Below are 11,864 nucleotides of genomic sequence, written 5' to 3'. Positions count from 1 at the left end.
CTAAACTGTTCGCCCTCTACTTATTAACACATGATTTAGGCTAGTTCGGACAAAGGGATCGCCTGACATCATGTTTTCTTTTACCCATTTACTATCCCTAACTTCCCATGTCGGCTCTTCATACGATGTTTTCGCCTTATATCAATAATGCAACATAGACGACATTGAAACAATAATCAATCGTTTCACAATAAAACAGCCATTTACGATCATTTATTGTCAGTATAATTGATTTTTAAAGCCTGTATGTTTTTTTGATATAGGCGCTGATTTCTAAAATTCATTTCAATCCATGCTAACACTGTGTCATCAAGTGTATGCCAAGTTATCAAATCTGGAATTAACTTATTTTCTACAGCAGTATCATTAAACGCAATAACACAAACTCCAAATTCTCTTTCTCCCCAAATAGCCCATTCTAATGATGGAGATAACCAGATCATTACGCTAGAGTTATATAATACTGCATCAGCTGGGCTTTCCTTTGGTCCAAATTCAAGAATATCGTAGTAATCATCCTCATCTATCCAAACAGGCATTTTAATCCAATTGTAATATTGGAATTCTTTATAAAAATATTCTTCTGGATTTGGCTCTAACACTGCCACTAGAACAAAATCATCTTTTGATTTAGTAGCTAATTTTTTTAATGTTGTCCAAAATTCATCGCTCATTGTCCAATCAAATTCTTCAAACTTAAAATGCTTATATTCCTCTTCAAAAACCTGTTCAGGAAATGTTCGACCGAAATGAAATGTAGAGTAGATTAACTTTTTTAATTCGTCAAATTCCTTCTCTTCATTTACAAAAAAATTCTTAAAGTTCATTTATACTCGACCTACTTTTCTACCTGATGTATAATCCCAAATCTGTCGCTTTTTTCTCGTAAATTTTCATTGAAAACTCGGGTAAACAATAAACAGGAAAATTTAATTCATAATTCCCAATTATTATAGAACTAGATTCATCAAAAAAGAAGTTTGAGAAGCATAACTCTCTTAGTGATAATTTTGCAAATAGTTGTAGTAGTTCTTCATTATCAACTTTAAAAGTATCATATTTTTTATTTGTATTTTTGAGTAACATTTTTAACAGCTTTTTATCGTTATCATTAAATGTGTTAATTATTGCAGTGTATGCTTTTCTTTTTAAATCGAAAAATTCTGGGCAAAATACATAAACAGGTTTTTCACCATTAAATTCATAAGCAAACTTAAAAAACTTAAGAAATTTAGTCTCTTGTTCAAAATAAAGTTTTGTGTTCTCTTATTCGATGGAGTATAAGATATAAGAAGATTTTCAGCTTCCTTAATACTTAATGGTTTACTAAACCTATCGAGTATACCTACATAAAATTTACTCTTAGGATTTTCTTCTTTCTCTATGCTTAGTTTACCATATTTAGTAAATAACATTTCCTTCTTTTTATCAGACGTTGCTTTAATATCCATAAAAATCCACCCTATAACATAATTTTCTATTAAGTAAGCTTTTATTAATACCCTTCATCGAGAATTCTCCTCTCTTTTTCTTTCAAAACTTTATCCATTTCATCTGCTTTAATATTATAATGTCGTTTATTATAATAACCAGCGAACACAATATTCGGATGTTCAATGATTGGTGTTAAATCCCCATCAATAATATTTGTATCAAAAAATCTAAAGGACTCAAGTTTAGGGAAATTTTTCAAGAAAGACAAATCTTCAATTGGATAGGTTGAGTTTAAATCTAAACTTTTTAAATTACTCAACTGAAGTAATTCATCATCAATTTTCAATTTTTTAGCATTGGATATAAGTAATACTTCGAGTGTATCTGCTAGTTGACTGACTCCTTTAAAGGAAGTTAAATTTCTACAATAAGCGGTTTCAATTCGTTTTATCTTTTGACATTTTGTAAAATCATCAAAATCTGTAATATTTGTGAGAGATAAATCAACACTCAACAAGTTTGGGAACTCACAAAAATGGTAAAAGTTGCTCTATTTACTCTTTTTCTCTTTATATGTGCAAAGCGCAATATACTCCACTTTTTCAAATTCAGGTTTCTCCGCTTTTTCTTTTAAATCCTGTCCATAATAAATTTTTCTTGGTAAATCTGCATAGGGGACTGTACACAATTCCCAAAACTCCATCAACTTCACTCCTTAAAACTTTCCCATTTTAAGATATTTCCTCGACCTGAAAATATTCTTCAATAGACTGGAGGGATATAAAAGACCTTGAGGACAGGGCCCCAAGGTCAGCAAAATAAAACTTTCAATTAATTATGCAAAAGTTATAAATTGATCTCGTATATTAAAGACGACAACTATACTAGAAATTCCCCTATTTCAAAAACTTCGTCAGTCTCGTATATTTTCCCTTGGTACTTTTCTGAATTCAATGTAGTTAGAGTTTCATAAATGAAGGATTCTAAATTAGGTGCTATTACTTTCCGTTGCTTCCAATCATGCCAAAATGTAATAATTTGACCAACTTCCCCTCCATTTGCTGGGTCTAAATCAATGCAAAGTAAATCTCCTGACGTACTTTCCGCGAACGGTATCCACTTTACATTCCACCAAGACTCCGTTTTAACTGGACCAATTGCTTCTACTGATTCAAAATCATCAAATTCATTTCGTTCCAATAGATCTCTCAGTATTCCCCAAATATCAATAATATCATGAGTTGATAATATACTATACTCTAATGCCTACTTCTTCATCATCTTGTCCATTATTATCGGATAAAATTTTTCTAAGCTCCATCGGCAAAGTTATCCCAATGGTCATTTCTACCATATTAATTTCTTCACTCGTAGCACCTAAATAGTGAATTTACTATTTGTGGATATTTTTTGAACCAGTTTTTATATTCCTGCCACAACTTTTCCATCATAACCAACCTTTCATATTAATAAGTTTTATTTCTGAGGTCTCTATTGAGTTTGAGAATTTTTTGACCCTTTACTTGAGTTACATGATCTGCTGCTAATTTTTCCGTACTTGAACAATATGTACATGTAGATTCATCTTCGTCTCCTAGATCAGGGTTACGAGAAATGAAACGTGCTGTTGCTGGATCGTAGTAACGAGCTTGTAAATAGTACAGCTTTGTTTCTGCTTGAAAACCACTCGATAAATAACTTCCACTAATCGATTGCAAAAAAAATATAATGAAGGTTGTTTTATTCCCCCTCTTTAACACTTTAACTATATGAGAGCGAGAAATCGCGGATAACCTTAATCAACGACATCCACTAGTCTCACATCTCAAATAACTTTTTAGGAGGAAATAAAAATGGCTGTTTCATGTTCTCAATCTGATTTAACTGCGGTGACAATCCCAAATGTGGTACCATCTTTAAAGTTATACGGTAAAGCAAGTAATAATCAACGTTTTTTCTTGTCTGATAATCCAGAAACTATTAGTAGCTCTGTTCCATTTACTAATGGTTATGCAACGCTTTGGGCAGATACTGCATCTGGATTAAAGAGTGTAACTTATCGGATGTTTGTTTGGCATCTAAATAACACAGGTGCGACTATCAAGTTCGGTGTTACCATTGGTAATGGTTCAAGTGGCAGTACTTATCAAGTCTCTGGTGTTAAAGACTGTATCGCTACTATTACCGGCTTTGTAGCTCATGGGAAATGTGCCGCAAAAGCTTTACTCGGAAATACATTAACTCCTAGTTCTCCGGTTGATAGTTCCATTGCAGCGGGGAAAGTTGGATTACTTAAAGAATGGCAAGTACCAAATGGTTATTTGGTGGGTGGAATTATTGAGTTTACTTTATCGTCTAGTTCTGCAATGTCTTATAAAGTCAGAACAGTAGCTGCTAAAAGTACTACTGCCAATCTTCGTAGTAATCAAAATCCAGTTGTGTCACCAGTTGGGACTCATCCGCGTGGTTCTTGGAACTTTTCCAATATCGACGGCTTTGGTACTTCAGGTGGCTCTGCTGCTCTGTATACTGTCGGAGACGGCAATAAAAGTTTCTCCATAAATAATGGAGATAATGACAACTTAATGACTAAAGACACTAGCTACATGCCTGGCGATGCTGTAGCGACTAATAAGGGGCATTATGGTGTTATTTACAAGGCTAATATCACTTTCAATAATCCAACTCAAGCCGATAAGACATTAAAGGTATATTTGACAGGTCGTGGAGGTTCATACGGCGGTGCTGTGCGTTGGAACAACGGTACAACTTTTGGTGTTCCTACATTGTCTTCCAATACCCAAGGTGTTCTGATTGCTACAGTTCCTGTACCTAAAGGAACTAGTGTTACACATTCAGTCTATACTTCTACAGCTGGCTCGCTTAACACCCCAGCGGCGATACTGATTACAGAGTAATTAAATATATTAAAGAATTTCTCGTTAAATAAAGGAAATAATATTGACAATGTACAAATACATTGCACATGTCCACATTATTTTACACGACTAATGAACTTTTGAAAGCGTCTGCTTTTAGTTTTACAATAAAAGAAGACAAGCAATCCTATGGTTGACGAAATCACCTAGGACTGCTTGCCTTTTAAATTTTACGAATAAAACTTCATTTTCATCAATTCGGAAATATCTGACCATTATTTCGATTAAAGTGAAATTATTCTCTTTAGACAATAAACTTAAATAGTAATTCCCTCATAAACATTCAGATGATCACACTAATCTATTTGCCTGATACAGAGAATTCGAGATAGCTTGATACATGTTGATCTTCATCTTCTACCGTCACAAAATCATCATTTTTTTCAAATCTTCGACGGCCGCTATGTTCGTCCTCAAATCTTATTCTAGGTATAGTATCGTTGGATAAATCTTCGCTTGGTTCGTCACCAGCTGTTTTTTCATTCGATGGATTTTCGCTTGTTTCATCATCAGTTGTAGTTTCATTTGATGAACCTTCGCTTGGTTCGCCACCAGCTGGATTTTCGTTCGATGGATCTTCGCTTGTTTCATCATCAGTTGTAGTTTCATTTGATGAACCTTCGCTTGGTTCGCCACCAGCTGGATTTTCGTTCGATGGATCTTCGCTTGTTTCATCATCAGTTGTAGTTTCATTTGATGAACCTTCGCTTGGTTCGCCACCAGCTGGATTTTCGTTCGATGGATCTTCGCCTGTTTCGTCACCGACTGGATTTTCGTTTGTTGGATCTTCGCCTGTTTCGTCACCGATTGGATTTTCGTTCGATGGATCTTCGCCTGTTTCGTCACCGACTGGATTTTCGTTTGTTGGATCTTCGCTTGATTTGTCACCAACTGTTTTTTCGTTCGATAGATCTTCGCTTAATTTGTCACCAGCTGTTTTTTCGTTCGATGGATCTTCGCTTGGTTCGTCACCAGCTATTTTTTCGTTTAATGAATCTTCACTTGGTTCACCTCCAGATGTATTTTCATTGGATGAACCTTCGCTTGTTTCACCTTCGGAAGTATTTTCGTTGGAGGAGCCTTCTTTTGTTTCACCTCCGGATCTAGTTTCGTTGAAGGACCCTTCGCTTGTTTCTCCTCCAGATGTATTTTCGTTGGATGAACCTTCGCTTGGTTCACCTTTAACCCCACCGTCATCAATCATATTGGGATTTTTGAGTAGCTGACCATTTAGGTATATCTTACCGTCGGTTGTCACTATCACATAAAACATATCTTCAGGGTCATTGGACCACCCATTCATTTCTTTCGACACAAACGGTTTACCGTAAAGAGAAATAGGAGTAATCTTAGTTCCAGAATACAGCGCCTCCACACTCGATACAGATCTGCGTATTGCTTCAGCCATGGAAGGGTTAGAATGCTCATCAAAGAATTCATACCAAGAATATTCAACTAACCACCTTCTTTTAGCATCATCAACCGTGAGATTTTCATATAACAACCGCTCCCCCTCTATTCGTTTTTCGGTGAGTGCAAAATCGGCCAGGAAGGATCCATAAAAATCCCAATCATAAGGATCTACATCTCCATATACATTATGGTCTGCATATTGCAATCTATCTTTTTCCATTTGCTCCAAGTATTCATCTCTGTAAAGTAGATCGAATATATAATCTTGTTTAGTATCGTCCCAAATTCTTTCTAATGGTTCTCCATATCCAGGTTCTGAAACGCCGTATTTGTCATAGCGTATCTTCCTGTTTTTAAAAATATCGTCTAGTTTGTCTATATTCTTTAAATATATGACTTTTTCGTCCAAAGTTTTGTTTTGAAGAACTTTGTCTAAACTTCTGTATAAGTCGTTGTATACGCTGTATTTGTCGTTAAAGTCGATTTGGAAAACAGCTTGGTAGAAGTCTTTATATAAGTCGTCTTCTGCTGTATTTTCATATAACTCTCTGATATTTTCGTGTAACTCTCTGCTATATAGATTGTTCTCAAAATCCTCGCTAGCTGCTTTGTATTGGTCATATTTTTTATTTCCTTGAGGACCTTGAAGAAGAATATACATTCTTTCCCAGCTTATAGCATTAAAATACTTGATTTGTTCGTCCAAAGTTTTGTCTTTAAGAACTTTGTCTAAAAATTGGTTGAAGTCGAAGTCGTCTTGGTGAGCAGCTTGGTATAAGTCTTTATATAAGTCGTCTTCTGCTGTATTTTCGTATATCTCTCTGATAGTTAGATTGTATTTAAAATCATTGTAAGCTGTTACGAATTGATCAAATTGATCATATTTAGCATTGTTGCTTTTAAGAGTTTGCAATACTTTGAACTTGTCTATTGCATTAAAATATATGATTTGTTCGTCCAAAGTTTTGTTTTGAAGAACTTTGTCTAAAAATTGGTTGAAATCGAAATCGTCTTGGAGAACAGCATTGTATATGTTGTCTTCTGCTGTATTTTTTTGCGCCTCTCTGATAGTAAATAGATACTCACTATAAACTTTGAGGATCGATCCAATAGATTCTATTTTATCATTTTCGATAAGAATATCGATTAATTTGTCTAAATTTCTCCCGCCTACAATACCCTCAAGATATATGATTTGTTCTCCCAAAGTTTTGTTTGGAAGAACTTTGTCTAAAAATTGGTTGAAGTCGAAATCGTCTTGGAGAACAGCTTTGTATATGTCGAAGTCGTCTTCTACTGTATTTTCGTTTTGGGAAGCATCGCTTAATTCATCTCCTGCCTTATTTTCATTTTGGAAACCTTCGCTAGATTCATCTCCTGCTGTATTTTCGTTTTGGAAAGCATCTCTGGATTCGCCTTCAGCTGTATTTTCGTTTTGGGAAGCATCGCTTAATTCATCTCTGGCTGTATTTTCGTTTTGGAAACCTTCGCTGGATTCATCTCCTGCTGTATTTTCGTTTTGGAAACCTTCGCTGGATTCATCTCCTGCTGTATTTTCGTTTTGGGAACCTTCACTGGATTCACTTCCGGTTGTATTTTCGTTTGATAAATCTTCGCTGGATTCACCTACTGCTGTATTTTCGTTTTGGGAACCTTCGCTGGATTCATCTCCGACTGTATTTTCGTTTTGGGAACCTTCGCTGGATTCATTTCCCGCTGTATTTTTGTTTGATGAATCCTCTAAAGCATAAGCAGATCGATAACTCACAAAAGTTGAGGAAAAAACTACAAAAACGATCGTTATAAAATACCTAAACTTTTTCATTATTTTTTCATACATTTATAATCCTCCTTTCTTTTAGGTATATATAAATTTTACTATTTTACTCATACATACCCTAACCCAACTTTCGTGGTTTTTTTAACATATATTGAAATCCAAATTTCGGTGCTAGGTTGTTTTGTTCAATGCCAAAAGGGTTCGAGTTGTGATGGGGAGTCTATCTTCCAATCTCCTGTTTAAAATCATTCTAAATAAAAAAGAGTAGACAAATTTGCCTACTCCTAAATTCCGACTTTATTAATAATACTAATTGTATATTGACCCGTTTTAGCTAACTGCCATAACTTTTAGCACTTGTTGCCAAATTATAAGGCGTACTTAAAATATTCAAACCAAATATGGAAATATCACTCTCCTTTGTCCTCAAAGCGCTTTCGCAATACTAGAGCCGCGACAGCGAACACCGCATAAGCTACTGTTGAGGCAGCAGCAACCATCTGTACCACGTTTTCAGCTGGGGATTTGAACAACAGAGCGACCGAGACAATTAAAACGGCACCGGCTAAACCCATTCCCAAAATCGACATCGCCAAAACCTTGTTCATCAGATCACCTCACAGTAGCTAGAAGCAATTATGTTTAAACAGTAAACCTTTTCCCAACATATTTTTTATATCCCCAAATACTAATCAGCATCATAATAATGCCTATCACTAAAATGAAAATGGAAACGCTTGATAAACTTCTGTAAATCATGTCAAAAATAGCCATACCTACAAGAAACCCACTGATTGCTGAAATAAATGACCAAAAGAATCGTCTCATTAAATCATTCTCCTTCTTCAGCTCTGCACCCTCAATCGATTGAATATTCCGTCTATATTTTAATTATTATAACATTGTGAGATGTGATTTGGTGGACAAATAGGAATTCACGACAAAAGAATTTACGGTTATAAGACTTTGTAATGATGGATAGAACCTCTGGATTGGTGGATAGAACCTTCAATGTCGTGGATAGAACCCCTAGATTGATGGATAGAACTTGAAACGACGGATAGAAACACTGAAACGACGGATAAAACCTCCAAAGTCGTGGATAGAACCTCTGGATTGATGGATAGAACTTGAAGCGACGGATAGAAACACTGAAACGACGGATAGAACCTCCAAAGTCGTGGATAGAACCTCCGAAGTGACGGATAGAACCTTCAATGTCGTGGATAGAACCTCTGGATTGATGGATAGAACTTGAAGCGACGAATAGAAACACTGAAACGACGGATAGAACCTCCAAAGTCGTGGATAGAACCTCTGGATTGATGGATAGAACTTGAAGCGACGGAATGAATGACACCTCTTATAAGCAATTAACGAGTCTGTGAGCATTGATGAGCGTTGTCTAGTCATGTATCAAGCTGTAGGAGCAATTTTGAAGGCATAATAAAAGGACTTGCATTAATCATAAGCACAGTCCCATTCTTAAAGTTCCTTTAATTGAAAAGATAATTAGGCTTTCTTTTCATTTTCACTCTCTTTTTAAGATTTGACATTTCTTCTTTTAAATCATCAGTTGGACTTTTTATTCTATGCGTTACTCCTTTAATAATTGCAATTACAGCTAAAATAAAAACAATAAATCCTGCGATAAACATAAAAATTATTTCCACCAATATCCTCCCCTTATATTTCTTTATCTTCTGTCACTCATCTGCTCCGTTGGTCGACTAAGATAATGTTTTATTTAATATAAACCTATCATCTAAATCAGAATGTGTCCCGTTAAAGTCTATTTCTTTATCAATGTCCTCTAAATTTAACTTGGTCATATCACCTTCATTTCCGTTGGCAATGACAGCAATTAATCGTAAGTCTTTACCTGGGGTGCCTAAAAGCATAGCTGTAGACTGATACGTATCGAATCCAGTTTCATCACCAAGATATTCTGATAGTACCTCTAGTATATCATCTTCATTGTATTTAAATATTTTCCTTTTATCATGTTGACCCATTGCGTTTCTCTCCTATAAATTGATTACCAGTAAGTTTAATTTATTATTTAAGTTTCTTGCAACTCTTCTTCAAATGTTTAGCTTTCCATGAAGCGCAAAAAAGCACTTCACCCAGAACATGAAAGATGGTTAAGTTCTTTCATGGGGGTTAAGTGCTTTTTTTACATTACTTAGAAAAAATAATGCCCTAGTTTAATTCTATTGTAATAGGATCAAAATCAATTCGTTTATTATCACTTTGACTATTACTTAAATGAGCGAAAGGATAAAACGTTATGGATGTTGCTTTTGGGTTAAGACCATGAATAGTTGCATTCCATGTGATATCTTCACTCGAATTACCATTCTTTGTACCAGTTCCCCCGTTATAAGGAACTTTATATTTATTGCCTAAATTATCAATCGCACTTAACTCAGCTTCTACCCCCATCCATCTTTCATGAATAGCAGGATCAACATCTTGTGAATAATTAATCGTTAAATTAACATCTGTTTTGACTGCGTCGATTAACTCAACCGATACACCATCTTGACTGACTTGTTTATGTATCACAATATGTTCTCCTTCTAATTTATTTAAAGAAAACTCAAAATGCCAATCGCCTTCAATTTTTTGCCCTTCTGAAATAATCGCTTGAGGAGTCCAATTTATATTCACTATGTCTTGTGTATTATCACGCATGGACAACCTCATCATGCCAACATAACCGACACCATCCACATACTCTCCTTTATAGCCACCGCCACTAATACCAGTTGGCAGATTCTCGAAATCTGGAAAAGAACCTAAATCTTCTTCTCCTTTTATAATATATGAAAGGGTTACCATATTCCCATCGTAAAATGCTTTCTGAATATTTATTTCTATGCCATTGCTTTTTTCAAATAAACCAATATCAGTACTAATTTCCTCATAAGATTGATAGTAGTCTTCTTGTAAGATGAAATAGTCGAATGCCTGACCAATGATCGGAATTTGTGTAAAAACTTTAGCAAACGCAGGCGATACGTAAGCTGTTAAAACTGTACCAATCAATAGTATTCCCACGGCTACTGAATATTTAATCATACTTTTGAAGGAGAATTTCACATGCCTCTTCTCCTTTTTAAAGGCGTCTGACAAAATAGCATCTAACTCTTTAGAAGGAACAGGAATTTCATTAATTGCCTCTTTAAATTGGTTTTGTTCGTTCATCTATGTACGCTCCTTTTAATCCTTTTTTGATTTTTTCTAACGCTCTTTTACCATTAGATTTGACTGTACCAATCGGTTCTCCTAGTATCTCCGCTATTTGTTCAAAAGTTAAATCCCCATAATATTTTAAAAGAAGGACTGTTTTATATTTTTCATCTAATCGATAAATCGCATCAAGTAAGTCCACCTTTTCATCAGATGTTGCTATTTCGGTAGAGTTGGATTGAAATTTTAGTTCTTCCATTAAAATCACTTTCTTTTGTTTTTGAAGTATCCCAAGTGATACATTGATACAAATTTTCATCAGCCATGTCGTGAAATATTTTGGCTCTCGTAACTGATGAATGGACTCAATTGCCAGCAGCACTGTTTGTTGGAAAGCGTCTAGAGCATCCGCTTGATTACGAACATAGCTATAAGCAGTCCTATAGAGTTTCTCTTTTTCTTGGCTAAGTAAAAACAGCAATGCTTCTTGGTCCCCTTTGATTGCTAGTTTTACTTTTTTTTCGTTAAAAGTCATATTTTTCACCATCCTATCTATTAGAGAGTGTACCTTAAAAAAAAGATGCATTTTTTTCAAATAAAAAAGAACTATTCAAATGAATATGTCCTTTTTAATATTTATAACTGAGTTTTATTAAATATTTATTAAAAAATAGAGGCTCCTATAAGGTAGTCAGATATTTGATGATCTTTAAATAACGATCCGTTACTTTAAGAGAATTTTTTCACAAACTAAAGGAGTAGCTCAACAAAAAGCCCCTATTACGTTGTAGTATCCACGATGGATTGTTTCTCCTCCTTTAGAATACGCTAACCTTACAATTTTCTTCTCCGCCATATTTTTCAGGAATTCATCCATATTAACATCTTCCTGCTCTATAAAAAGATGTCTGCTCAGAATGTGATTGGGTTCACCCCGAATGTGATCGGGTTAGCCTCAAATGTGATCGGGTTAGCCTCAAATGTGATCGGGTCCGCTCCGAATATGATCGGGTTCGCTCCGAATGTGATCGGGTTAGCCTCAAATGTGATCGGGTCCGCTCCGAATATGATCGGGTTAGCCTCAAATGTGATCGGGTCCGCTC

General features: G+C 35.2%; 15 protein-coding genes. 1 reads left to right on the top strand and 14 read right to left on the bottom strand.

Annotated features, from left to right (window positions below):
* Positions 1–209 precede the first annotated feature (209 nt).
* The 6 genes from MWJ95_RS00070 to MWJ95_RS24675 form a co-directional block, all read right to left on the bottom strand.
* Positions 210–827, bottom strand: a complete 618-nt coding sequence (locus MWJ95_RS00070) for a hypothetical protein (protein ID WP_249103601.1) — start codon at positions 825–827, stop codon at positions 210–212.
* A gap of 321 nt (positions 828–1,148) precedes the next feature.
* Positions 1,149–1,451 carry a hypothetical protein gene (locus MWJ95_RS00065; RefSeq protein ID WP_249103598.1) on the bottom strand — a complete coding sequence of 101 codons (303 nt, stop codon included), beginning with the start codon at positions 1,449–1,451 and terminating at the stop codon, positions 1,149–1,151.
* A gap of 44 nt (positions 1,452–1,495) precedes the next feature.
* Complete coding sequence (locus MWJ95_RS00060) at positions 1,496–1,951, bottom strand: leucine-rich repeat domain-containing protein (protein WP_249103596.1); 456 nt, start codon at positions 1,949–1,951, stop codon at positions 1,496–1,498.
* 33 nt (positions 1,952–1,984) lie between these two features.
* Positions 1,985–2,137 carry a hypothetical protein gene (locus MWJ95_RS00055; RefSeq protein ID WP_249103594.1) on the bottom strand — a complete coding sequence of 51 codons (153 nt, stop codon included), beginning with the start codon at positions 2,135–2,137 and terminating at the stop codon, positions 1,985–1,987.
* Between the two features lie 176 nt (positions 2,138–2,313).
* Entirely contained in the window at positions 2,314–2,685 is a 372-nt protein-coding gene (locus MWJ95_RS00050; RefSeq protein ID WP_349294132.1) for an SMI1/KNR4 family protein, read from the bottom strand.
* Between the two features lie 215 nt (positions 2,686–2,900).
* Positions 2,901–3,194 (bottom strand): RHS repeat-associated core domain-containing protein, encoded by a 294-nt coding sequence (locus MWJ95_RS24675; protein ID WP_481817336.1) that lies wholly within the window; start codon positions 3,192–3,194, stop codon positions 2,901–2,903.
* Positions 3,195–3,287: 93 nt separating this feature from the next.
* Between MWJ95_RS24675 and MWJ95_RS00045 the strand changes: the two genes are divergently transcribed.
* The gene (locus MWJ95_RS00045; RefSeq protein ID WP_249103590.1) at positions 3,288–4,352 is read left to right on the top strand and encodes a hypothetical protein; all 1,065 of its coding nucleotides are present in this window, start codon (positions 3,288–3,290) and stop codon (positions 4,350–4,352) included.
* Positions 4,353–4,674: 322 nt separating this feature from the next.
* Here the strand turns inward: MWJ95_RS00045 and MWJ95_RS00040 are convergent, their stop codons facing one another.
* The 8 genes from MWJ95_RS00040 to MWJ95_RS00005 form a co-directional block, all read right to left on the bottom strand.
* Entirely contained in the window at positions 4,675–7,626 is a 2,952-nt protein-coding gene (locus tag MWJ95_RS00040) for a hypothetical protein (RefSeq protein ID WP_249103588.1), read from the bottom strand.
* Positions 7,627–7,976: 350 nt separating this feature from the next.
* Positions 7,977–8,174, bottom strand: coding sequence for a hypothetical protein (locus MWJ95_RS00035; protein ID WP_249074380.1), 198 nt, complete (start codon positions 8,172–8,174; stop codon positions 7,977–7,979).
* A 34-nt stretch (positions 8,175–8,208) separates the two neighbouring features.
* Positions 8,209–8,394, bottom strand: coding sequence for a hypothetical protein (locus tag MWJ95_RS00030; RefSeq protein WP_249074381.1), 186 nt, complete (start codon positions 8,392–8,394; stop codon positions 8,209–8,211).
* A gap of 668 nt (positions 8,395–9,062) precedes the next feature.
* On the bottom strand, positions 9,063–9,239 hold the full coding sequence (locus MWJ95_RS00025; RefSeq protein ID WP_249074382.1) for a hypothetical protein: 177 nt from the start codon (positions 9,237–9,239) through the stop codon (positions 9,063–9,065).
* 57 nt (positions 9,240–9,296) lie between these two features.
* The gene (locus MWJ95_RS00020) at positions 9,297–9,581 is read right to left on the bottom strand and encodes a hypothetical protein (RefSeq protein WP_249103586.1); all 285 of its coding nucleotides are present in this window, start codon (positions 9,579–9,581) and stop codon (positions 9,297–9,299) included.
* Between the two features lie 187 nt (positions 9,582–9,768).
* Positions 9,769–10,776, bottom strand: a complete 1,008-nt coding sequence (locus MWJ95_RS00015) for a DUF4179 domain-containing protein (RefSeq protein WP_249103584.1) — start codon at positions 10,774–10,776, stop codon at positions 9,769–9,771.
* On the bottom strand, positions 10,754–11,296 hold the full coding sequence (locus MWJ95_RS00010; RefSeq protein ID WP_249103582.1) for a sigma-70 family RNA polymerase sigma factor: 543 nt from the start codon (positions 11,294–11,296) through the stop codon (positions 10,754–10,756). The genes MWJ95_RS00015 and MWJ95_RS00010 overlap by 23 nt, the downstream gene beginning before the upstream one ends.
* 377 nt (positions 11,297–11,673) lie before the next feature.
* Positions 11,674–11,864: hypothetical protein (locus tag MWJ95_RS00005; RefSeq protein WP_249103580.1), on the bottom strand; the 191-nt coding region annotated here is incomplete at its 5' end.

It is taken from the genome of Lysinibacillus sp. Bpr_S20 (assembly GCF_023337835.1).
GTDB lineage: Bacteria > Bacillota > Bacilli > Bacillales_A > Planococcaceae > Lysinibacillus.
The sequence above is the reverse complement of the archived record's forward strand: the minus strand, read 5'-3'. Positions and strand labels throughout refer to the sequence as shown.

What these genes read in the sequence shown, in the direction of transcription:
- MWJ95_RS00040 (WP_249103588.1), bottom strand. Translation starts at nt 7,626, where the DNA reads ATGTATGAAAAAATAATGAAAAAGTTTAGGTATTTTATAACGATCGTT.
- MWJ95_RS00030 (WP_249074381.1), bottom strand. Translation starts at nt 8,394, where the DNA reads ATGAGACGATTCTTTTGGTCATTTATTTCAGCAATCAGTGGGTTTCTT.
- MWJ95_RS00045 (WP_249103590.1), top strand. Translation starts at nt 3,288, where the DNA reads ATGGCTGTTTCATGTTCTCAATCTGATTTAACTGCGGTGACAATCCCA.
- MWJ95_RS00055 (WP_249103594.1), bottom strand. Translation starts at nt 2,137, where the DNA reads ATGGAGTTTTGGGAATTGTGTACAGTCCCCTATGCAGATTTACCAAGA.
- MWJ95_RS00065 (WP_249103598.1), bottom strand. Translation starts at nt 1,451, where the DNA reads ATGGATATTAAAGCAACGTCTGATAAAAAGAAGGAAATGTTATTTACT.
- MWJ95_RS00070 (WP_249103601.1), bottom strand. Translation starts at nt 827, where the DNA reads ATGAACTTTAAGAATTTTTTTGTAAATGAAGAGAAGGAATTTGACGAA.
- MWJ95_RS00020 (WP_249103586.1), bottom strand. Translation starts at nt 9,581, where the DNA reads ATGGGTCAACATGATAAAAGGAAAATATTTAAATACAATGAAGATGAT.
- MWJ95_RS00035 (WP_249074380.1), bottom strand. Translation starts at nt 8,174, where the DNA reads ATGAACAAGGTTTTGGCGATGTCGATTTTGGGAATGGGTTTAGCCGGT.
- MWJ95_RS00015 (WP_249103584.1), bottom strand. Translation starts at nt 10,776, where the DNA reads ATGAACGAACAAAACCAATTTAAAGAGGCAATTAATGAAATTCCTGTT.
- MWJ95_RS00010 (WP_249103582.1), bottom strand. Translation starts at nt 11,296, where the DNA reads ATGACTTTTAACGAAAAAAAAGTAAAACTAGCAATCAAAGGGGACCAA.